At 55.4% G+C, this 23,131-nt stretch carries 16 protein-coding genes; 8 read left to right on the top strand and 8 right to left on the bottom strand.

What is annotated here, in order from left to right:
* The first annotated feature begins 44 nt into the window (after positions 1 to 44).
* The 7 genes from IEX86_RS06270 (at position 45) to pepN (ending at position 8,222) form a co-directional block, all read left to right on the top strand.
* On the top strand, positions 45 to 2,018 hold the full coding sequence (locus tag IEX86_RS06270; protein WP_188865257.1) for a heme lyase CcmF/NrfE family subunit: 1,974 nt from the start codon (positions 45 to 47) through the stop codon (positions 2,016 to 2,018).
* Complete coding sequence (locus tag IEX86_RS06265) at positions 2,015 to 2,551, top strand: DsbE family thiol:disulfide interchange protein (protein ID WP_188865256.1); 537 nt, start codon at positions 2,015 to 2,017, stop codon at positions 2,549 to 2,551. Before IEX86_RS06270 ends, IEX86_RS06265 begins: the two co-directional genes overlap by 4 nt.
* On the top strand, positions 2,548 to 3,021 hold the full coding sequence (locus IEX86_RS06260; protein ID WP_188865255.1) for a cytochrome c-type biogenesis protein: 474 nt from the start codon (positions 2,548 to 2,550) through the stop codon (positions 3,019 to 3,021). The genes IEX86_RS06265 and IEX86_RS06260 overlap by 4 nt, the downstream gene beginning before the upstream one ends.
* Complete coding sequence (gene ccmI, locus IEX86_RS06255) at positions 3,021 to 4,226, top strand: c-type cytochrome biogenesis protein CcmI (protein ID WP_188865254.1); 1,206 nt, start codon at positions 3,021 to 3,023, stop codon at positions 4,224 to 4,226. Before IEX86_RS06260 ends, ccmI begins: the two co-directional genes overlap by 1 nt.
* Before the next feature lie 121 nt (positions 4,227 to 4,347).
* The gene (locus IEX86_RS06250) at positions 4,348 to 4,611 is read left to right on the top strand and encodes a YeaC family protein (protein ID WP_188865253.1); all 264 of its coding nucleotides are present in this window, start codon (positions 4,348 to 4,350) and stop codon (positions 4,609 to 4,611) included.
* Between the two features lie 78 nt (positions 4,612 to 4,689).
* On the top strand, positions 4,690 to 5,517 hold the full coding sequence (locus IEX86_RS06245) for a DUF2797 domain-containing protein (RefSeq protein ID WP_188865252.1): 828 nt from the start codon (positions 4,690 to 4,692) through the stop codon (positions 5,515 to 5,517).
* Positions 5,518 to 5,564: 47 nt separating this feature from the next.
* The gene (gene pepN / locus IEX86_RS06240) at positions 5,565 to 8,222 is read left to right on the top strand and encodes an aminopeptidase N (RefSeq protein WP_188865251.1); all 2,658 of its coding nucleotides are present in this window, start codon (positions 5,565 to 5,567) and stop codon (positions 8,220 to 8,222) included.
* Positions 8,223 to 8,374: 152 nt separating this feature from the next.
* Here pepN and IEX86_RS06235 read toward each other — a convergent pair whose 3' ends face one another.
* From IEX86_RS06235 to IEX86_RS06200, 8 genes are read right to left on the bottom strand one after another with little or no spacing between them, the layout of a single operon-like run.
* A complete protein-coding gene (locus IEX86_RS06235; RefSeq protein ID WP_188865250.1) occupies positions 8,375 to 12,040 on the bottom strand; it encodes an AAA family ATPase in 3,666 nt (1,221 codons plus the stop codon).
* On the bottom strand, positions 12,037 to 13,278 hold the full coding sequence (locus IEX86_RS06230) for an exonuclease SbcCD subunit D C-terminal domain-containing protein (RefSeq protein WP_188865249.1): 1,242 nt from the start codon (positions 13,276 to 13,278) through the stop codon (positions 12,037 to 12,039). Before IEX86_RS06230 ends, IEX86_RS06235 begins: the two co-directional genes overlap by 4 nt.
* Positions 13,279 to 13,323: 45 nt before the next feature.
* The gene (locus IEX86_RS06225; RefSeq protein WP_188865248.1) at positions 13,324 to 14,964 is read right to left on the bottom strand and encodes a BatD family protein; all 1,641 of its coding nucleotides are present in this window, start codon (positions 14,962 to 14,964) and stop codon (positions 13,324 to 13,326) included.
* Positions 14,961 to 16,700, bottom strand: coding sequence for a VWA domain-containing protein (locus tag IEX86_RS06220; protein ID WP_188865247.1), 1,740 nt, complete (start codon positions 16,698 to 16,700; stop codon positions 14,961 to 14,963). Before IEX86_RS06220 ends, IEX86_RS06225 begins: the two co-directional genes overlap by 4 nt.
* Positions 16,697 to 17,731, bottom strand: a complete 1,035-nt coding sequence (locus IEX86_RS06215) for a vWA domain-containing protein (protein WP_188865246.1) — start codon at positions 17,729 to 17,731, stop codon at positions 16,697 to 16,699. Before IEX86_RS06215 ends, IEX86_RS06220 begins: the two co-directional genes overlap by 4 nt.
* Positions 17,724 to 18,221: a DUF4381 domain-containing protein gene (locus IEX86_RS06210; RefSeq protein ID WP_188865245.1), complete on the bottom strand. Its 498-nt coding sequence runs from the start codon at positions 18,219 to 18,221 to the stop codon at positions 17,724 to 17,726. The genes IEX86_RS06215 and IEX86_RS06210 overlap by 8 nt, the downstream gene beginning before the upstream one ends.
* Positions 18,218 to 19,156, bottom strand: a complete 939-nt coding sequence (locus IEX86_RS06205; protein WP_188865244.1) for a DUF58 domain-containing protein — start codon at positions 19,154 to 19,156, stop codon at positions 18,218 to 18,220. Before IEX86_RS06205 ends, IEX86_RS06210 begins: the two co-directional genes overlap by 4 nt.
* A 4-nt stretch (positions 19,157 to 19,160) precedes the next feature.
* Positions 19,161 to 20,120, bottom strand: a complete 960-nt coding sequence (locus IEX86_RS06200) for an AAA family ATPase (protein WP_188865243.1) — start codon at positions 20,118 to 20,120, stop codon at positions 19,161 to 19,163.
* Positions 20,121 to 20,877: 757 nt separating this feature from the next.
* Here IEX86_RS06200 and IEX86_RS06195 point away from each other — a divergent pair.
* Positions 20,878 to 22,986 (top strand): LTA synthase family protein, encoded by a 2,109-nt coding sequence (locus tag IEX86_RS06195; protein WP_188865242.1) that lies wholly within the window; start codon positions 20,878 to 20,880, stop codon positions 22,984 to 22,986.
* Positions 22,987 to 23,131 lie beyond the last annotated feature (145 nt).

Raw genomic sequence — 23,131 nt, 5'->3', positions numbered from 1 at the left:
TGCCTTGCCTGCATTTTTTGGTTTTAGTGTAATGCGAGAAATTCATGATTCCTGAATTAGGCCATCTGGCTCTGATACTTGCGCTTTGTATGGCTGTAGTCCAGTCAACCTTTCCCCTGCTGGGAGCATGGCGAGGCAATCAACAGTGGATGGGGCTCGCCCAACCTGCCGCATGGGGGCAGTTCACCTTTCTTCTCTTTGCCTTCGGGTGCCTGACCTGGTCATTTTTGACCGACGACTTCTCTGTGACTTATGTAGCTGAGAACTCCAACAGCCTCTTGCCCTGGTACTACAAGTTCAGTGCGGTATGGGGCGCGCATGAGGGCTCGCTTCTGCTCTGGGCATTGATCCTGGGAGGCTGGACCTTTGCTGTTTCGATTTTTTCTCGACAGCTGCCTGAGGACATGTTGACGCGGGTCCTGTCGATCATGGGAATGATCAGCACAGGCTTTTTGCTATTTCTGATTATGACGTCCAATCCATTCTCGCGCCTGCTTCCGCAGTCACCCGTAGACGGGAATGATCTTAATCCGCTGTTGCAGGATGTCGGGCTTATTGTGCATCCGCCCATGCTGTACATGGGTTATGTAGGCTTCTCCGTCGCGTTTGCTTTTGCTATCGCAGCGCTTCTGGGTGGGCGATTAGATGCGGCTTGGGCACGCTGGTCACGCCCCTGGACACTGGTTGCCTGGACATTCCTGGGTATCGGTATCGTCTTGGGCTCCTGGTGGTCCTATTATGAGCTGGGTTGGGGTGGCTGGTGGTTCTGGGACCCGGTAGAAAATGCATCATTCATGCCCTGGCTGGTCGGAACGGCGCTTATTCATTCGTTATCTGTCACAGAAAAGCGAGGGGTATTCAAAAGCTGGACGGTACTACTGGCGATTGCTGCGTTTTCCTTGAGTCTTCTGGGTACGTTCCTGGTCCGCTCGGGCGTACTGACGTCTGTTCATGCATTTGCCTCGGACCCTACCCGAGGGGTGTTCATTCTGGCGTTTCTTCTGGTCGTGGTCGGGAGCTCGTTAACACTGTTCGCGCTGCGAGCACCTGTTGTAAAAAGTCAGGTTAGCTTTGGCCTGTGGTCCCGGGAAACCTTCCTGTTGGTCAATAACCTGATTCTGGTTGTGGCGGCATCCACCATTTTGCTGGGTACGCTGTATCCACTGATTATCGATACGCTAAGCGGTGCCAAGCTGTCAGTAGGCCCGCCATACTTCAACGCCTTGTTCGTGCCGTTGATGGTCATTCTGATGATGGCACTGGCAATCGGTATGCTGGTGCGCTGGAAGACAACCCCCTTGCGTTGGCTGCAGGGTATGCTCGTGCCTGTGCTGATCGCCAGTGTGGTTCTCGGTATGCTGGCCGCGTTTATGCTGGGCGATTTTCATTGGGCCGTTCTGGCTGCGTGCTCGTTGGCGTCCTGGGTCGTATTGGCAGGTCTTCGCGACCTGCAGGATAAGACGCGCCACAAGGGCTGGATACAAGGGATACGCAGTCTGAGCCGCAGTTATTGGGGAATGCAGGCTGCTCATTTAGGGCTTGCAGTATCAGCGCTGGGTATTGTCCTCTCGACCCAGTTCACGGCTGAGCGGGACCTGCGGATGGCGCCTGGAGAGTCAGTCGAGCTGGCGGGTTATCATTTTGTGTTTGATGGTACTCAGCATTTCGAGGGTCCTAACTTCAAGTCGGATTACGGCACCTTGCGGGTATCAAAGGACAATCGGAATGTCGCAGTCCTGCATCCTGAAAAACGTCTTTACGTGGTGCAGCGCTCGGTCATGACCGAAGCAGGCATCGACGCAGGCTTCAAGCGTGATTTATACGTAGCGCTTGGAGAGCCACTGGAAGACGGCGCGTGGGCAGTTCGCATCCACATAAAGCCGTTTGTACGCTGGATTTGGCTAGGGGGCGTGTTGATGGCGATCGGCGGGCTGCTATCCATGTCGGACAAGCGTTACCGGTTCAAGGTCCGTCAACGCGTCAGTCAGTCTCTAGGGCTTAAGGAGGCGCAGGTATGAAGCGTCGTCTGATTTTACTGATTCCCTTAGTGCTTTTCCTTGGAATGGCCGTTTTTCTATTCAAAGGCCTGTACCTGAATCCTTCTGAGCTGCCATCAGCACTAATCGATAAGCCATTGCCGGCTTTCGCATTGCCTGCAGTAAATGATCCGGGTCGAATCCTTACTCAGGCCGATTTCAAAGGCAAACCTGCCTTGGTCAATGTATGGGGTACTTGGTGTGTGGCATGTCGGGAGGAGCATCCGGTTCTCAATGCTCTCAAAGAGCAGGGGATTACCATCTATGGCATCAATTACAAGGATGATAACGCCAGCGCACTGAAGTGGTTGCAGGAGTTTCACAATCCTTATCAGCTTGATGTTCGTGATGACAAAGGCAGCCTTGGATTAGACCTGGGCGTATACGGTGCACCGGAAACGTACCTGATTGATAGCAAGGGTGTGATCCGCTACAAGCATGTGGGCATCGTGAGCCAGCAGGTCTGGCGCGATGAGCTGGCGCCGCGTTATCAGCAGCTTATGGAGGCGCCGTGATCCGCTACATCGCAGCATCGTTGCTGCTGTTACTGGTATGGATTGGCGTTGCGCAGGCGGCCATCGAGACGTTCAATTATGCGAACGATGCCGAGCGAGAACGTTTTCAAGCGCTCACACGTGAGCTGCGCTGCCCTAAATGCCAAAACCAGGACCTTGCCGATTCGAATGCGCCCATTGCCGCCGACTTGCGACGAGAGATCCATCGCTTGATGGAAGAAGGCAACAGCAACGAGCAGATCATCGATTATCTTGTCGCCCGCTATGGGGAATTCGTCATGTACAGGCCGCCGGTTGAAAAACGAACCTGGCTGCTCTGGTATGGCCCTGCCGCGTTTCTGCTTATCGGATTCTGCATTATCCTAATTGTCGTTCGGCGCCGCCGACACGAAGCTCTGCCTTCCCACGTTCAATTGTCTGCCGATGAGCAGGCACGCCTTGCATCCCTTCTGGAAAAGAAAAACTCCTGATGATCGACTTCTGGCTCGCCATAGGGCTGCTCCTGCTTGTTGCCTTGGGCTTCTTGCTGATTCCCGCAATACGCCGCTGGCGCCTAATGCCTGGCAAAGATCGTACTGCATTCAATGTCGCCTTGTATGAAGAGCGTTTAGCGGAGCTATCCCAGCAACATGCCACAGGCTTGTTAAATAACCAGGAATGGGAGGAGGGGCGCTCTGAGGCTGCACGTGAGCTGTTGTCCGACACTAATCAGCCAGACATCGCTATAGTAGGCACGAGGAGTGGGCGAGTCGTACCTTTGATTGTGGCGTTGATCGTTCCGCTCGCCGGGCTTGGGCTCTATCTGCACTGGGGCGCTAGCGACCGAGTCGAACTAACTCGCGAGTTCAGCCAGCCACCGCGCTCTATGGATGAAATGACTTCCCGCCTTGAGCGAGCAGTCAAGGCTCAGCCTGAGTCTTCCGAGGGCTGGTATCTGCTAGGCCGCACCTACATGAGCCAGGAACGATTTGCCGATGCTGCCCACGCATTTACTCAAGCTGTTCAGTATGCAGGTCGTCAGCCTGAGTTGCTGGGGCAGTTGGCACAGGCACGTTACTTTGCAGAAGGTAAAACCCTGACGCCAGAGACCAAGGCACTGGCTGACGAAGCGCTCAAAGCCAATCCAAAAGAAGTAACCACGCTTGGGCTATTGGGTATTGCCGCTTTTGAACAGAAGAATTACGCCGGCGCCATCGCCCATTGGCAAACCTTGATCGACCAACTGCCTGCTGCGGACCCTTCTCGTGAGGCCATTCAAAGTGGTATTGAGCGGGCTCGACAATACATGGCTGATCGCGGTGAAATACCCTCTGCACCCAGTGCCGCTCAGGCAGCCACGTTAAGGGTCACGGTCAGCCTTGATCCGTCCTTGAGCGCGTATGTTAAACCGGGTGATAGCGTATTCGTGTTTGCGCGCGCCGTGTCGGGGCCGCCCATGCCGCTGGCCGTAAAACGGCTGACCGTCGCTGACTTGCCTGTCAGTGTGTCGCTAAGCGATGCAGATGCCATGATGCCTCAGTTAAAGCTGTCAGGTTTTGATCAGGTTCAGCTGGTGGCCCGTATTTCTCGAGCTGGCAACCCCACGTCAGGCGAATGGGAAGCGCTGGGTAAGCCGATTACGGTAAAAGATGCCCAGCCGCAGCAGTTGAAAATTGTGCAGCCTGACGCCAAATAAGATGAAGATATGGCCCCCTAAAAGAGGGCCATGCCTTGCCGGATGGCTGTGCGTAAGCACTCACGTCCCGCTACACTTAAGCCTTTATTTGCAGGTAATTCTACTTAGCAGGAGCGGGAGCATGTCTACACCCTTCGACCAGATGCTCGATAACATCACGCCGGAAATCTACGAGAATTTAAAGCGCGCCGTAGAAATCGGCAAATGGCCGGACGGTCGCAAGCTGACACGTGAGCAGGTCGAGCTAAGTTTGCAGGCGGTCATTGCCTACGAGGCCAAGCATGTGCCAGAGGACCAGCGAGTCGGCTATATGGGCCCACAGGAGTGCAGTTCTAAGTCCGAGCCAGTTCCCAATATTCTCTTCAAGTCCGACGCGATTCATTAATCGCCACGACTCGGCAGTTCCAGGCGCCGCGGCCTCAAAAGCCGTGGCGCTTTCATTTCTAAAGGTAGTGCAACAACCATGACAGAGTTAGGGCGCGGCGCGCTAAGTAAGATGAAGGTGCGTCTCGGCGACCCCGTGCAGTATTCGTTTCGTTTAGGCAAAACAGAAATTCCAGTCAATCCATTGATTGGCGAAAAGATTCGTCTGGAATACCTGGGTGACATCCACTGTATCCACTGTGGCCGCAAAACCAAGAAAAGCTTTAGCCAAGGATATTGCTATCCGTGTTTTACCAAGCTTGCCCAGTGTGACAGCTGCATGATGAGCCCTGAAAAATGTCATTTCGAGCATGGCACCTGTCGTGAGCCGGAGTGGGGCGAGTCCTTTTGCATGACGCCGCACATTGTCTACCTTGCCAACTCCTCTGGGCTTAAAGTCGGTATTACCCGCGCCAATCAGATACCTACCCGCTGGATCGACCAGGGGGCTCATCAGGCGCTGGCCATCTTGCGTGTTGCTACACGACAGCAATCGGGCTTGGTAGAGGCTCTTTTCCGTAGTCAGGTAGGGGATCGCACCAACTGGCGCGCTATGCTGAAAGGCGAGGCCCAGCAAGAGGATCTTATCGCGCTACGTGATCGGATACTGGATGCCTGTGCTGAAGGCATGCAGACTCTGCAGGAGCGTTTTGGCCTGCAGGCAATCCAACCAATAGTCGACATGGAACCGCTTCAGATTCATTATCCGGTTACGGTGTATCCCACCAAGATCGTTAGCCATGATCTGGAGAAAACACCCATAGTGGAAGGCACACTGCTCGGTATCAAGGGTCAATACCTGATGTTTGATACCGGGGTCATTAACATTCGCAAATACACAGCTTACCAGCTGGCCGTGCATCATTAAGCCACCGCGGTACAACCGCCGTCGTGAATTAGCATAAGGGTTACGTCATGCGCACCGAACAACCGAAGACGATACATCTCAAGGACTATCAGGCCCCTGAGTACCTCATTGACGAGACGCATCTTACGTTCGAGCTGTTCGATGACCATACGCTCGTTCACGCCGAGCTGCATATGCGGCGTAACCCTGAGCGTGGCGCTGGTCTTCCACCGCTCGTATTGCATGGCGAAGAACTCGAGCTATTGAGTTTGTCGATAAATGCTGAACCACAGACCTCCAATGAATATCAGGTCGAGTCTGACCAGCTGACGATTCAGCCCTGTGGTAATAACTTCACCCTCAGCACGACCGTACGTATCCATCCAGAAACCAACACTGCGCTGGAAGGCCTGTATACCTCAGGCAAAATGTTCTGTACCCAGTGTGAGGCTGAGGGGTTCCGCAAGATTACTTACTACCTTGACCGTCCAGATGTGATGAGCGTATTTACTACGACCGTCAAGGCGGACAAGGCCAAGTATCCAATCCTGTTATCCAACGGCAACCCAATTGCCAGTGGTGAAGAAGAGGGTGGGCGTCACTGGGCGACCTGGGAAGATCCTTTCAAGAAGCCATCATATCTGTTTGCGCTGGTAGCGGGTGATCTCTGGTGCATCGAAGATACGTACACTACAGGTAGTGGGCGTGACGTGGCGCTGCGGATCTATGTGGAGCCGGAAAATATCGGCAAGCTACAACACGCCATGGACAGCCTCAAGCGCTCGATGCGCTGGGATGAAGACGTATATGGCCGTGAGTACGATCTGGATATTTTCATGATCGTCGCGGTAAATGACTTCAACATGGGCGCCATGGAAAACAAGGGTCTGAACATCTTCAATTCCAGCGCTGTGCTGGCGAGCCCGGATACTGCTACGGATGCTGCGCATCAGCGTGTCGAAGCCATCGTTGCTCACGAGTATTTTCATAACTGGTCGGGCAACCGCGTAACCTGCCGCGATTGGTTCCAGCTGTCCCTGAAGGAAGGGTTTACTGTTTTTCGTGATGCCAGATTCTCTTCCGACATGAACTCGGAAACGGTCAAGCGTATTGAAGACGTCGCTTTTCTGCGGACCAATCAATTTGCAGAAGACGCCGGCCCGATGGCACATCCGGTACGTCCGGACTCCTTTATCGAGATTTCTAACTTCTACACCCTGACGGTCTATGAGAAGGGCTCTGAAATCGTGCGCATGCTGCACACGCTGCTGGGTGCCGAAGGCTTCCGCAAGGGCACTGACCTGTACTTCGAGCGTCACGATGGACAAGCCGTGACTGTTGAGGATTTCGTCAAGGCACTGGAAGATGCCAATGGTAAGGACTTCACCCAATTCAAGCGCTGGTACAGCCAATCCGGTACGCCGCGTCTGGAGGTTTCCGAAGCATTTGATGGGCAGGCCAAGACGTATACATTGACCTTCCGTCAGAGCTGTCCGCCTACACCTGGCCAGCCGACCAAAGAGCCGTTTGTGATTCCGGTCAAGCTGGGCTTGCTCGATGCCCAAGGACAAGAGCTACCTTTACAGCTGGCAGGCGAGGTGGGTGAAGCTGCAACGGATCGAGTTATTGAAGTCACTGAGGTCGAGCAGTCCTTTACCTTCGAAGGCATCGCGGAAAAGCCGCTGCCGTCGTTGCTTCGCGGATTTTCTGCACCGGTCAAGCTGAGCTTTCCCTATACCCGTGAGCAGCTGATGTTTCTTATGCAGCATGACTCCGACGGGTTCAACCGCTGGGATGCTGGCCAGCAGCTGGCCGTTCAGGCACTGCAGGAGCTGATCGCCCAGCAGCAGAAAGGCGAAGCATTGGTACTGGACCAGCGCCTTGTAGCAGCGCTGCGTACGGTATTGGAAGACGAAAGTCTCGATCAAGCGATGGTAGCCGAGATGCTTGCGCTTCCAACCGAAGCCTATCTGGTCGAGCTATCTGAAGTAGCCGATATTGATGCTATTCACGCCGCTCGCGATTTTGCCCGCGATGAGCTGGTCAAGGCCTTATATGAGCCATTATGGAGTCGCTACCAGGCGAACCGCGAGACCTCGCGCACTACGCCGTATATTGCCCAGGCTGACCATATTGCCCGCCGTAGCTTGCAGAATATTGCCCTTGGTTATCTCATGCTCAGCCGCAAGCCTGAAGTACTGGCCGCAGCGCAGGAGCAGTTTGATAATTGTGACAACATGACGGAGCGCTTGGCAGCCTTGTCTGCACTGGTGAACTCTGACTTCGAGGCGGAGAAGGCCGAAGTACTGGAGCGCTTTGCAGCGCGCTATCAGAACGATCCGCTGGTCATGGACTCGTGGTTCAGCGTGCAGGCGACGAGCTATCGTCCAGGCAGTCTGGATCGGGTCAAGGCGCTAATGGAGCACCCAGCCTTCACCTTGAAAAACCCAAACAAGGTTCGCGCGCTCATTGGTGCATTCGCCAATCAGAATCTGGTCAATTTCCACCAGAAAGATGGTAGCGGTTATCGTTTCCTGGCCGATCAGATCATCACACTCAATGCGCTGAATCCGCAGATTGCATCCCGCCTGCTGACTCCGCTAACTCGCTGGCGCAAGTATGACGAGGTACGCCAGCAGCTTATCCGTGGTGAGCTTGAGCGCATCATGGCAAGCGGTCAGCTTTCGAGCGATGTGTATGAGGTGGTCAGTAAGAGCCTGGCATAAGGTGCATGCCTAAGCGGCTGGCCTGAAGAGGGCCTGCCGCTTCTGGCGGGTATTTAGCGACTCATTAACAGCCGTGTAAAGTCAGGCTGAACCCTAAATTACATGCAAGCTAATCAAAGACGCCGTTGGAGAGTCATACCAACGGCTTGGTTCTAGTCTATAAAGCGTGGGGTAGGGCCTTGTATTCTTAAGGTGCTCAATCCGTTACCTTGCTTGCAGACCTGCACCTGAACGGGAATGCGCTCATGCATCTCCTGAACGTGCGAAATCACCGCAACCTTACGACCCTGAGCCTGAAGGCCATCCAGTGCATCCATGGCCAGCTGTAAGGAGTCAGGATCAAGACTGCCAAAGCCCTCGTCGATGAATAACGACTCGATCTTGAGGTTGCTTGATGCCATCGAAGCCAAGCCTAATGCTAATGCCAGCGAAACCAGGAACGTTTCCCCACCAGATAAGGAGTGGACTGAGCGCAACTCATCACCCATCTCGGTATCCATGACCAGTAAGCCTAATGCGCTGCCACCGCGCTTGAGACGGTAGCGACGGACCAGCTGGCGCAGCTGAGCGTTGGCATGGTGAACCAACAGATCCAGGTTATAGCCCTGTGCAATCTTGCGGAAGGTGTGGCCGTCCGCTGAACCAATCAACTCGTCCAGCTTGGCCCAGCGGACATACTCTGTCCGCGCGGTCTCGATCGCTTTCACTAAATCATCGCTTTGCGTGCGCCGACGATTATCTTCAGCGAGTTCAGCTCGTAATTCGGCATGGTGCTCTCGGGAGGTCTGGATGAGCTGGTTCAGCTCGCTCCAGTGTTGTTCCAGCGTTTCACTCTCAAGAGGTTTGGTGCGCTCTGCACGATGTGCCATCAGACGTTTTTCGCGCTCCTGCAGTACTACCTTCGCTTCACTAAGGGACTGCTCTAGGGCTTGCTGCTGCTGACGTAGGTGATGATGCTTGCCTTCATCAAAGGCTAACAGTTCGGTCAGAAGTGAATCGTCGAGTTCACTGTGCTGAACTCTCCACTCTTCAAGTTCGGCCTGAAGCACCTGATAGGTGCTATTCAGCTTTTGGTGTTGGTTGTGCTGAAGCTCAACAGTATGGCGCAGCTGTTCATGAGTCAGGTTCGTTTCGCTCCAGGTTTCACGCGCCTGCGCTTCTGCCTGACGTGCCTGCTCGACGCACTGATGCAAGGCATGCTGCCAGGTATGGGCGCTGGGGTATTCGCCCAATGTTGCCTGAAGCCGAAGTTGACTACTGGTCAACTGCTCTTCAAGTGTCGCTAGCAAGCTGGAGAGCTTTTCGTGTTGCTGCAAGCGTGTCTGCTGTTGATAGCGCTCCCGCTCAAGGTCTGCGACACAAACTGCCAAGGCTTTCTCCAGCGCCTGCTGCCTGGTCAGTTGCAGACGCCGGTTTTCCATGACCTCTTCCAGGTGAGCAAAGGTGGGTTGCGGCGCCTGTTGCCAGTCTTGCAGCCATGGTTTAGGCAGGAGCGCTTCCAGTGCTTCCAGCTCCTGGGCTTGACGCTGCTCATCCTGATGAATGGTCTTTAGCTGCTCTTCAAGATCCCAAGCAGCTTGCTTGCTCTGCTCGCGTGCTGTTTGCCAACGCTGCTGCAGGCTATCGATCTTTCTCTGATGATCCAGCAGGTATTGCAGGCGTACTTCTTCGGCCTTTATACGGTTTCCGAGTTCGACCAATTGTTCGTTCAGCCAGAAGGAGCGGTGCTCTTCTGGTTGGGCGAGCAGGGCCTTGCCTTGAGGGTGACCTCTTAGCTGCTCGTGAATCGCCAGCTGTTGCGTAGTCAGCTGCTCTTCCTGTTGTTTGAGATCCTTCAGGCGCTCATTTATGCCTGCAACAGCGGTGCGCAGACTAATCAGGCGCTCGTAGGCTTGCTGGACGTGTAACCGAGCCTGCTCTTCTTCCTGCGCCTCATGGGAGGCCATGGCTTCTGCCAGAGCATTTCCCTGATGATAAGGATGCTCCTGGCTACCGCAAACCGGGCAAGGCTCCCCCTCAGTCAGTTGAGCGCGCAACTTTTCTACGCTAACACTGCGCACGAGCCGTTGCCGTTCGAGTAACGCGAGTGTGGTCTTCAGGCTCTGTTCTGCTTCAGCATGCTTCGCTGCTGCACGTTTGCCTTCGGCTATGGTGTGTGCACGCTCTTGAAGCAGGACTGTCTGTTTTTCCTGATTGTTTGCCCAGTAGCCCTCAAGTTCTTCTCCTTGCTGCCATAGATAGACAAGCCGCTCCAATGAGCTGAGCAGAGGGCGGCTGGCCTGTTGCTGCTGCGTTAGGGCCTGGATCTGTTCACTCAGATTACCCTCTGCACCGGATTGCTGCTGCAATTGCTGGATAGCATTCTGATGAGTGCTGGCTTCGCTTTCGGCAGCCTTCAGGGCTGACTGTAGTTCAGGAATGCGCAAGCGTGATGCTGCTATACGTTCATCAAGCTGCAGGCTTTGCTGGAAGCGAGGGCGGTAGGCTGACCAGGTATCGCATAGAGCTGATAGGGGTTCGCTCTGCTGAAGCTGGGCCATTGTTTGTGCCAATGCATCGCGCTGCTCAGCTTCCTTTTCGGCTAGGGTTTTGATTCGGCCAAGGGCATCTCGTTGGAAGCTGTCTTCTTGACGCCAGGCTTCGCGGGTTTGTTGGACCTCAGACTGGAGACGGCTGAGATCACTTTCCTCCTGGAAGGCCTGCCGAAGAGGATCAGCTGCTTGCTGTTGTGCACTCTCTGCCTCCTGGCGTTTGGCCTGAGCGTGTTGCTGAAGACGAGAGAGCTCATTCAAGCGATGCTCAAGCACCTGCTTGTCCTGTTCAAGTTGCGCAATACGGACTGTTATTTGATTCAGCTCATGCTCAAGCTGTTGCTTGTGTTGAAAGCGGTGCCGTTGCGGCAGGATCTGATCGAGCCAATGAAGTCTCTGGCACGCTTCGGACTGCTCATCCTGTTGCTGTTGAGCGGATACAAACTGCGCCTGTGCGTTGGAAAGGTCATGCTCCAGGCGCTTAAGCTCGGTAAGCCAGCGCCGCTGTTGCTCTACCTCGGCAAGCTCACCCTGGATACGGTTCAACGTTTCCTGGACGGTCAGGCACTGTGTTTCCAATGCAGTACGGCTGGCCTCATCCAGAGGTTTGATCCCGCCAATTTGTTGCTCGAGTTGATCAAGAACCTGTCGTGCCTGTTTGGATCGTTCAAAGGCACGTCTACCCAGCTGGCTGTAGATGGCCGTATCGGTCAATTTTTCCAGAAGCTCGCTGCGACCGTTGTCATCTGCTTTCAGGAAGGCTCCGAATTCACTTTGGGCGAGCAGTACAGCCCGGGTAAACTGCTCAAATGTCAGGCCCAGCCGCTGCTCAAGCTGCGTTTTGAACTCTGCTTTCTTGTCGGCCGCTAGAAGTTGCTGAGTATCCAGGTTGCGTAGACTTTGGCGGCTGGGTTGCAACTTGCCATCCGCCCGGTCGCGGGCGCGATTGGCCTCCCACCGAGCACGGTAGCGGTGGCCATCGATTCCCAGAAAGTCCACTTCAGCATAGCCGGCACCGCTGCCTCGCCGCAGAAGCGTGCGAGGATCGCCCGTGGCAATTTCACCCTCGCCATCAGGTACCTTCGCCTCTTTTCGGACATTACTCAGGCGGGGTACCTCTCCAAAGAGGCCAAGTGAGAGAGCATCCAATAGTGTGCTTTTGCCTGAGCCGGTAGGGCCGGTAATGGCAAATAAGCCCGTGCTAGCAAGGGGCTCTGCTGTGAAGTCTATTTCATGAGGGCCGGCGAGTGAGGCCAGGTTCTTCAGGCGAACGGCCAAAATCTTCATGCCTGCTCTCCTAGTGTTACGTCTTCAAGCAGTTGCGCGAAATCATCGAGCACTGCCGATTCAGGTGCTTGGCCATAGGTGTCTTGCCATGCACGGCTGAAGAGGTCCTGTGGGGTCAGTTGTTCCAGCGCGACGAGCGCTGAGGGCTCATCAGGTGTGCTATTAGTCGCTCCTGCGTAGTGAACGCCAATGCGCACTAGGCGTAGCGATTTACCTTCCAGGGCAGACTCCAGGCGTTGCCGCAAGTCTGGTTGGGGCGCATCAAGGGTGACCCTGACCTCAAGCCAAGGTGCCAACTGGCTGTCAGGTGTATTGAAAAGGTCAAGGTCAGGCAGGCTATGGAGGTGCTCGATAATATCCTGTAGCGGCGCAGGTCCCAGGCGCATCATCTCTACAGCCCGGGGTATCCGAACGCTCTCAATAGTCTTGAGCGCTTCGCCTTCGAGCCGAACATCAAGGATTTGGTGTTGGTAATCCACTTCGGCGAACGAGAGGGGAAGCGGAGAGCCGCTGTAGCGAATGCGATCCTGCTTGACCACTTTTTGCGGCTTGTGCAAGTGCCCTAGGGCAACATAGGCAATCTCAGGCGGAAACAGCGAGGCGGGTTGGGCTTCGGCATTGCCCACGATAATATTGCGCTCCGAGTCTTCGGAGACCTGCCCTCCAGCAAGATGCGCATGGCTCATGGCAATGAGTGCCTGGCCTTGAGTGCGGCGAGTTTCAGCATGGGCAATCAGTTCGGCATGGACTCGCGCAATGCCATCCATATATGTACCGTCGCTTCCGCCAGTGACTTCCGCAGGGCGCAGAAAGGGCAGGGCCAGGCACCAGGCTTTGGTCTCGCCCTCGGCATCAGTCAGCGGAACCAGTAGCCGCTTGGCATCCAGTGAGCCGTCATCCAGCCAAAGTACCCGGCCCAGTGCATGAGTCCGCAGGCTGCGCATAAGGGGCGCGGGCAGTTCGATCCGGGCACCGGAATCGTGATTGCCTGCAATCATGACCACCGTCAGTTTAGGGAGTGCCAGATGCGCTTGTACGATAAAGTTGTAGAGGCGTTCCTGCGCCTTGACTGGCGGATTGATGGTATCAAAGACATCTCCGGCGATAAGTAAGGCGTCTGGTTGGCGTGTTTTGAGTTGCTCTAGCAGCCAGTCGAGAAAACAGGCGTGTTCGAAATCGCGATCCTGACCGTGAAGGGTCTGGCCGAGATGCCAGTCAGAAGTATGAAGAATGCGCATGGTTATCCTGTTCGAGCGTATGGCCAAGGCATTGCGCTCGGGCCATTAACGCGGGTAAAGCGGTGGCAAGGTGCCGGGCTCCTGCTGTGTGAGCGGTGTCGGCGGCGGTAAAGCCTGGAGCGCCTGCCACAATGTTTCGCCTTGCCAGTGCTGTCCGCTTTCGCTGTAAAGCGCGCCGTTAAGGTCATCCAGGGCGACAGAAAGCGGATCGAAGCGGGCTGCTATTTCTGCCAGGGTTTCCGGTTGTTGTCGAGCCCAGGCATCCAGCGCCTGACGCGTGGCCTGCGGATTGTTAGCTAGGCAGGCACGTCGCAAGTCATCAAGCAAGGTGCGTGGGCTCGGGCCAGCAGAAGCAGCTTTTACAATGGCGGGTAACTGGCGAGCCTGCCACCATAACCCGAAACCTATCAACGTAGTGAGAAGCAGAACAAGGCAGGCCAGCTGCCAGGGCCAAAGAAGCGGTCGCTTCCCGCCCATGACGGTAGAAGGCTCGCTTTGAAGGGGTAGTGCCAGAGCAGGGTCGGCAGCAACTGTAAGCGTATGAGCGGGTAGTTGTGTACGCTCAAGTTGGTCAGTCTGAGTGTTCCACCAGGTAATTTCCAGAGGAGGCAAACTAAGATCGCCACTCCGGCCAGGCACGAAAGCCTCTCGCTCTTCACGGCTGCCAACCAGACTCTGGTCCTGCACTTCATTGGTCAGTCTGGCCTGGTCCGGATAGCGGCGGAGTCCGTCTACGGTTGGCTGAGGCAAGGGCGGTAGCTGTGCACTGGATAAGCCTTCTGCTTTAAGCACAACGTGGCGAGTCAGTACCGCACCTTGTCGGGCCTCGGTCGGCTGAGGATTCCACGCCTCACTCAGCTCAATTTGACGTGCTGGCAGCCAGGGCGCGTCAGAGGGATAATCCGCAGGCTTTGGTTTGACCTGGATAGGAATTTCACTGGTGTCGACACGTATGGCTCGGCCCGGTCTTGAGCTGAACGGCGACATCTGCTGACTATTGGCGGCGGTTTCGACTGCCGTGGCGCTGAAGGACAAGCTCGGGATGCGTAGCGAGCCACTTTGCTGCGGAAAAATGGCATAGCGAATCTCGATAACGCCATGCCTTACCCCGCCAATGGTCTGCTCATACGTTCTCGGCTCTCCCAGCGGCTCGACCCGTGCTGATGACAGAGTCAGCGTGCTGAGGTTGCTATCGTCATAGAGGGGAACAGAGTGAAGAATGCGTAATGTCAGGATCAGCTGTGCTTGTACATAAACCGTTTCCCGATCCACGCTGGCATCGATAAACACCGCTTCCAGATTTTGGGCGCTCGGGGTCAGTGTTGAGGTTTCGCTGACATGTAGCGTAATCGGCTGGCTTTGTACGCCGCTGAGGGTAAGCGGGGGAATAACTACAATTCCTCGCTGCCGGGGTTGGAGTGTCACTATCCAGCGTGTAACAGGTTCGCTCTGATCGGGCGCCGTACTAAGCTGGTTGATCTGGCGTGTGCCCAGGATGTCGAACTGCGGCTCCAGAGGAGATAAGTCTGGCTTGCCGAAAAGCGTAGGGTCGCTTGATTCAAGAATGAGCTCGAAGGTCTCGCCAGGTACGAGTTGGGTGTGATCTACACGAGCCGTGAAGTCTGCCCCCCAGCCGGGCAGGCTGAACAGCAAGAGCAAGGCGAGGATGACACGGGCTAGGCTCATGGTGTTTTGTTTTCCTGTTTTTGTTGCTGCTGATACCAGAACTTGCGGCGTAACAGCTCTGCGGGATCATCCGGTATTTCCCTTAACCATTGCTCAAGCGATTGCCTGCGTTCCTCACTCAACGCATCTGAACGGGGCTGGGATAAAGGCTCATCAGTTTCCTCCCCAGCTTCGGCTGCCTCACTACGCTCACCGGCTTCTTCTGATATTTGCCCGGTGGGCTGACCTGACTCATCATGACTCGGCGCAGCCCTTGGTTCATCATGCGAGTCGCTGTCCTGTGCGGAGGACTGAGTTTGGCTATCAGGCTGGCTTTGTTGTTCTGAGCTTTCTGCATCACTGGAGGCAGCATTCTGCGCAGCTTGTTGGTCTTGTTGCTGTTTGATCAGGGCTTCAACCAGGGCTCGGTTATGGATGGCTTCAGGAAAGTGAGGCTGCAGCTTGAGCGCTTGATCGTACGCGTCCAAAGCGCCTGTCAGTTGTCCAGCCTTGGCTAAGGAGGTAGCGCGATTGTAATGATCGGCTGCGCTATTGCCCTGGGCAAAGGTTTTGGCAGCCGCTTCATACTGACCTGCTTCATATTGGGCTATGCCACGCCATTCACGGTTCTCGAACCGCTGGGCTGCTTCGGTAGGGTGTTGCGCTTCAAGGAGTCGGGCGCCTTGCTGGTCCTTACGCAACCAGAGGTCTTCAAACGCCAAAGCATGAGCAGGTGGCGGCATGACAAAGAGAAGAAGCGGCACACATAGAAGCCAGCCTTTGCGTCCGGCACAGGCAGCCAGGAGCAGCAGGGGAATCAGTAACCAATAACCCTGATCGACCCAGGCGTCCAGGCGTACCTGTTCTTCTCCCTCAGCTACGTTATCCGGTGTGTCGAGTAGGCCCAAGGCCTGGATGTCGCGCTCATCAGGTCGTTGACGTTGGTAACGGGCGCCCACGGATTGGGCAAAGCGGAGCAAAGTGAGTTCATCCAGGCGGGACAAGAGGATATTGCCTTGGTTATCCGTTATATACGTGCCATCCTCGCGTGCCATTGGAGCACCTTCAGGCGTGCCGATACCCAGGATAAGCAACGGCACTCGATAACTGGACAGGGCTTCGCGTATGCCTTGTTGCTCCTGTGCAGTGAGCTGACTGGTGATTAACAGAACCCTGCCTCCTGCACCACTACCTTGTCGGAGTAGTTGCAAGGCCTGGCGTACCGCTAAATCCCCGCGCTCACCGGCCTCAGGCATGATTGATGGGCGTACCGCTTCGAGTAGGTTCTGTGCAGTCCGCAGGTCGTTGGTTAAAGGAACCAGGATGTGGCTGCTGCCGGCATAGACAACAATAGCGGTCTCAGCATCGCGTCGGGCCGCCAACAGATCCAGAATGGTGTGCTGAGCGTTAACAAGGCGGGAAGGTAAGACATCCGAAGCCTGCATGTCCGGAGTCATATTAAGCACGATCACCAGTGGATCAGTACGCGTATAAGCGGGTTGCTCAGCTCGCTCCCAGCTAGGGCCGGACAAGGCCAGGATCGCCAGAGTTGCGCCAAGAGCAAACATCAACAACGGCAGACGTTGAGTCTCAGCAGAGGGCGTGGTCAGCAACCATTCGTGAAACGCTGTTGGCAAAAGCCGTTGCCAATGTCCCACTCGTCGCGGGCGATGCCATAATTTCCAAAGCAACCAGAACAACAAGGGAAGTGCCAGAAGCCAGAAGGGACGCGACAGATGTGGAAGCACCGATATCATGCCTGTTTCCTCCCGCGTGCCTGGAAGTAGGCCCGAAGCCGAGAAATACGCCGCCAGGGTTTCGGCCAGATATATAGAGCGGCTGCTATCAAGCTAGCGAGAAGCGCAAGGCTTAAAGGCCAATAAAAAAGTGCTTTGGCCGGGCGCACTCGGGTAGGCTGTTGGACAATTGGCTCAAAACCATTAAGTTCAGTGGAGACCGCTGACAGCTCTTCCTGTGAGCGTGCGCGGAAATAACGGCCACCGGTTTCCTGGGCTATGGCTCTAAGTGTGTCTTCGTCCAGGTCGAGGCTGCTAAAGCCGAATAGGCTTGAAAGGCCGCCCTGCTGAGGGTCTGCACCGATTCCAATCGTGTAGATTCGCACGTGTTCTTCAGCCGCCAGTCGAGCGGCAATCAAGGGATCAATGCGGCCACCATTATTGGCGCCATCGGTGATCAGAACCATGATCCGACTATTTTCCGGGCGCATCCTCAGGTGCTTCACGGCCAAGCCAATGGCATCACCTATAGCGGTGTTTTTACCGGCAATACCCACTAATGCTTCATCGAGTAGAGCATGGACAGTGCGACGGTCAAAGGTGAGCGGAGCCTGCACATAGGCTTGCGAGCCGAATAGGATAAGGCCGACTCTGTCGCCCGTGCGGCCTTCGATAAAATCGCCGATCAGATGCTTTACCAAGGTAAGGCGGCTGATCTCTTCACCGTGCCAGGTCATGTCTGGATAGTCCATGGAGCCGGACACATCCACAGCCAGCAGTATGTCTCTACCACTGGTAGGAAGCGGAAGGGGAGCACCAACCCATTGGGGGCGAGCCGCCGCTGACAGCAGCAGAATCCAGATCAGTACAAACGGTAGTTGCCGTTTCCAGGAAAGGCTCGTATGGGCGCGATGCCCTGCCAGGTGTTCAAGCTCTTCCAGAAAGCTCACCTTGAGCGCTGACTCCTGGCTTTGTGCCGGCGGCAATATCAACCGGATTATCCAGGGCAGGGGTGCCAGGAAAAAGATCCAGGGCCAGGCGAACTCAAACATGCTTGCGAATCCATGTGCCGACCGCTGCGTAAAGGCCATCAATGGTCTTGTCATCCAGTCGGCAGTCTGGACGATAAGCACCCTCTACCAAGACCATCCAGCGTGTGAGGCCTGCTGCCGTACACCGTGTATCGAGAAAGGCCAGCCAGGCGCGTCCACTTAACGTCTGACAATGGCTGTCTGGGTAGCGTGCCAGGCACAGCCGTTTGAGCAGAGCGTTGAGATTTTGTAGCCAAGGCCCTGCAGATTCGCCATAGGGACGGGGCATCTGTGCAAGTTCAATCAGTGCGGCCCGACGGGGGCCCTCCAGCTGTTCTTCCTCGGAAACAGGCTGGTCCATGACTGCCTGATGTCGGCGCCGCCATAATAGGGTGACTGCAACCGGTAGCACCAACAGGCAGGCTAACGCTATCCACCATCCGGGTGCTAAAGGCCAAAAGGGAATAGGCTCTGGCCTGATCAGAGGGGCTAACTGATCGAGCGGATTCATTGCTGATAGCCAGGTTGATGCTGGTGCAGGTGCTTGCGTAGCTGCTCAATCAGATCATGGGAGGTGGACAGCGGAAGCAGCGGAATGCCGAGTCGTTGACTCAGCTGTGTCCAGCGCTCCCGACGCTGCTTTGCCTGCTGGATATAAGCATTCGACAGCGTGCCGTTTAAGGTGTCGAGTTCAAGCTCGGCATCATGCTGAGCGAAGCGCAGCAATCCTGCAGCTGGCAAGCGGTGGTCCAATGGGTCGGAAACAGGCAGCAGGACGAGGTCCGTATGGCGTGAAGCCAGGGCTAGCTGTTGCTCGGCGGCCTCGCTCAAGCTGCGCTCATCGCACAGAATCAGCGCCATGCTGCCTGGTCGCAGCACTTCGCGGGCGCGGCGCAAGACCAGGGAAAACGCGTCGTTCGGAAGCTTTTGCTCCGTCTGATCCATAAGGCTGTGATTCGCCTTGATCAGATGATCGAAGAGTCTCAGCAGATTTTGTTTGCTTCGACGGGGGCGGACATCGTGGAAACCGTCGTCTCCAAAGACCATGCCGCCAATACGGTCGCTGTGACCTAATACCGACCAACCAATCAGTGCAGCGGCCTGGGCAACCAATACAGACTTGAATACGCGCTCTGAGCCAAAGAACAAGCGCTGACTTTGCTCGATCAGCAGGTAGACGGGGCGCTCACGTTCTTCATGAAATAACTTGGTGTGTGGCTCGCGGCTCCTGGCTGTTACGCGCCAGTCGATGGTGCGGACATCGTCGCCTGGTTGGTACACCCGTACCTGGTCGAAATCTACGCCACGGCCTCGCAGACGTGAGTGATGCAGGCCAATCAGTGGGCTGCGCCGCCCGGCAGCTGAGAACAATTTGACCTCTGGAACACGATGTCTCATGTCGATCAGCTCGGTCAGGCTGATACTGACGCTGCGAGGCGCTCTCATATCGTTACGCAACTGCTACAACATCAAGGATACGTTGCACGACGCGGTCATGGTCGACTCCGGCTGCTTCAGCCTCAAAAGACAGGATGATGCGATGGCGCAGCACATCGAACAGTACCGCTTGAATATCCTCGGGACTGACGAAGTCCCGCCCTGCAAGCCAGGCATGTGCGCGTGCGCAGCGATCCAGTGCTATGGAGCCACGTGGACTCGAGCCATACGTGAGCCACTGTGCAAGTTCGGCGTCGAAGCGTGCAGGCGTGCGTGTTGCCATGATGAGCTGGACAAGATATTCCTCGACCGCATCGGCCATATACAGCGAGACGACTTCCCGTCTGGCGGTGAAAATAGCCTCTTGAGTCACTTGGCTGGGGGCCTTTGTTTCCCCGTTCAGTGCTTCGCCGCGGGCCTGCGCCAGAATCCGTCGCTCAACGCTGGCGTCCGGATAGCCAATCTTTACATGCATGAGGAAGCGGTCAAGCTGGGCCTCTGGCAGTGGGTAGGTTCCTTCCTGCTCGATAGGATTTTGCGTAGCCATGACCAGAAACAGCGGTGGTAGATCGTAGGTAGTGCGTCCAATGCTGACCTGGCGCTCCGCCATGGCTTCCAGCAGAGCGGATTGTACCTTGGCTGGCGCCCGGTTGATCTCATCTGCCAGGACAAGGTGGTGGAAGATGGGGCCTCGCTGAAACTCGAAATTGCCGCTGTCGGCTCGATAGATCTCTGTACCGGTAATGTCAGCCGGCAGTAGATCGGGCGTGAACTGGATACGATGAAAATCAGCTTCGAGGCCTTCGGCGAGATCCTTGATGGCCTTGGTTTTCGCAAGTCCAGGCGCGCCCTCTACAAGGAGATGGCCATCGGCAAGCAGTGCGATCAACAAACGCTCGATAAGCTTCTCCTGGCCCAGAATCTGGCTGGACAGGTAGTTACGTAGCGAGATCAGCGCTTCACGGTGTTCCATTAATACTTCCTGGAAAAGGGCAAGGATGAAAGCCTCGGCAGGGCGTTACTTTAATCCATTCCCATGTACTACACCTAACCTCTACCGGCGTTTGGCTAGTACACGGAAGATCAGTGGTCTTGCAAAGGCTGCAGGCGGTATTTTTAACGAAATTTTGATTCCTGATCCGGCATTCTTACGCCTTTTTTGAAAGGGCTGCGTGTTAATGGCGCTGAACAAGCTCGCCGGAAAGTTGGCTTTTGTTACAGCCGTTGTGCTGGTTGCAGTTGCCTGCGCTCCGCTTTGGCGACACTTTTATTCTGTAAAGGGCGCCAGCGGTTGGGACTATTTGGTCTATCGCTCGGACGCTCCCAATGTCAGCGCACAGATAAAAGGCGACAGGGGTACGTTGTATGTGACAGAGGCGTTTCGAGCCGGAAAGGGAAAAATTTTGACTTTGTCTCCTGACGGTACATGTACTCCATACATCGAAGGGCGAAATCCACACATGGCAACCGGACGGCCAGAACCCTATAGTGCTGAACGGTTTAAATGCGCCTGGTTTCATGTTGTGTACTACGGAAGACCTATGGCTCACGGAAGACGCCACGCTCATGGCCCGGCCGCTGCTGGACAGGCAGGGAAAGAATCACATCATCCTGAGTCATCTTCGTTCCGCCCAGACCTCACTGCCATTACCTGATGGCGGCTTTTGCTATCCGAGCAGGGGCGCAACCGCATCCTGAAACTCCAACGCTCCAAAGAAGGCGCTTAAACAATGCAACAAACGGACGCCAAACGATCCGCTAATTTCGGGCGCAGGCCCATACAGCCAACTATCAGCAGCCATCTGGCCTTTACATTGGGTAGTGCGCTGGCCTTGCTGGTCATGTTTGCACTGCTGCGGCTGGCCTTGCTGGCTTATAATCATGAGTCCATTGGTGCTACGCCCGTCAGCGAGTTCATCGAGGCCTTTATCAATGGCGCTCGCTTTGATCTACGCCTCATTGCGTACATCTGTGTTCCGCTATTGCTTTCTCTGCTCAGTGTGCGGGCAATGGCAGCTCGCCGGTTGCATTGTCTCTGGCTCACAGTAGCCGCAAGCCTTTGCCTATTTCTAGGCGTAGTGGAGCTAAACTTCTATCGAGAGTTCCACCAGCGTCTTAACGGCCTCGTGTTCCAATACATGCAGGAAGATCTCAAGACTGTATTCAGCATGATCTGGTACGGCTTTCCTGTTGTCCGTCTCCTGCTGGCCTGGCTGGCAGCGGCTCTGTTACTTGGATGGATGTTTTATCGCATCGAACGTGCGACGCGGCCCAAAGCTACTGTATCCAGCCATACCGAAGCACAGAGGATTGCACCGCCAGCCTGGTATACACGAGGTGCAGTGTTTGTGGTCTGCCTGCTGGTTGCTGTGGTTGCCGTCCGCGGCACACTGCGCCACGGTCCGCCATTGCGTTGGGGCGACGCCTATACAACGGAGTCCATGTTCGCCAATCATCTGGGGCTCAACGGTACGCTGACGCTCATCAATGCCGCAGAGCACACGTTCTCTGACCATCGGGACAATACCTGGAAGGCAACTCTGCCTGAGGATGAGGCGCTCAAAACCGTACGCAGCATGTTGCTTACGCCACGCGACCAGCTCGTTGATGCCGATACGGCGGCTGTTCGACGCGTATACACGCCTGCGCCTGAAACCAGGCTGCCAGGCGTACGCAATGTTGTAGTCATCCTGATGGAAAGCATGGCAGGGCGCTACATTGGCGCCATGGGCAGTACAGATAACATTACGCCCAACTTCGATGCATTGAGCAAAGATGGGCTACTGTTTACCCGTTTCTTCTCCAATGGCACTCATACCCACCAAGGCATGTTTGCCACCATGGCCTGCTTCCCGAACCTGCCTGCCTTCGAATACCTCATGCGAATGCCGGAGGGTAGCAACAAGTTCTCGGGGCTGCCGCAGATGCTTAGCCCGCGCGGCTATAATGATGTGTATGTCTATAACGGAAGTTTTGCCTGGGATAATCAATCAGGCTTTTTCAGCAACCAGGGCATGACCTCGTTTGTAGGGCGTGACGACTTCGTGAATCCGGTCTTTATCGATCCGACGTGGGGCGTCTCTGATCAGGATATGTTTGCCCGCTCGGCAGAGGAGCTTAGCAAGCTCGAAAAGCAGGGTAAGCCGTTCTATGCCTTGCTGCAGACCCTTTCTAATCATACGCCTTATGCGCTACCCAAGGATTTGCCGATTGAGCGCGTGACAGGACACGGCTCTCTGGACGAACATCTGACGGCAATGCGCTACGCCGATTGGTCGCTGGGTCAGTTCTTTGCTGAAGCACGCAAGCAGCCCTATTTCAAGGATACTTTGTTCATCGTTGTTGGCGATCACGGTTTTGGAGCGCCGGAGCAGCTCACTGAAATGGATCTGTTCCGTTTCAATGTGCCGCTTTTGTTGATTGGCCCCGGTGTGCAGGAAACCTTTGGCAGCCGCCGCGATACGATTGGTAGCCAGATCGATATCGTGCCTACCATTCTAGGGCGCTTGGGCGAACCGGCCCGCCATCAGTGTTGGGGGCGAGATTTGCTAGACCTGCCGGCAGGTGATCCTGGCGTTGCGGTTATCAAGCCGTCAGGGGGAGAGCAGACCGTGGCTATCGTGTCGGGCGACAATATTCTGGTAAAGCCAAAAGACCTGGATGCACGCCTGTATCGATACGAGTTGGGCGCTACCCATCACGCGGAAGTGGTTAATGATGCAGATAAAGCATCTGCCATGCAGCACAAGCTGGATGCTTTCCTGCAAACCGCAACAGACAGTCTTTTGAACAACACAACCGGTGTTGCTCCAGCGATCCAGACTCCCTCCTCGAAATAGCTCTTTCTGGCGCAGCGCTTGCCGCTGCGCTAGCCTCTTTTAAACGCCGTTTGCAACAGGCATGAACGAAGATGTCGCGGCGCCGAATGCACTGGTGCCAGCTTCGTTTTAAGCTTTTGCCTGGCTGAAGTCGCTGCTGCCAAAA

Origin of the sequence: Pseudomonas asuensis (genome assembly GCF_014646755.1) — a bacterium.
Taxonomy (GTDB): Bacteria; Pseudomonadota; Gammaproteobacteria; order Pseudomonadales; family Pseudomonadaceae; genus Chryseomonas; species Chryseomonas asuensis.
This window is presented reverse-complemented; position numbering and strand designations above follow the sequence as displayed.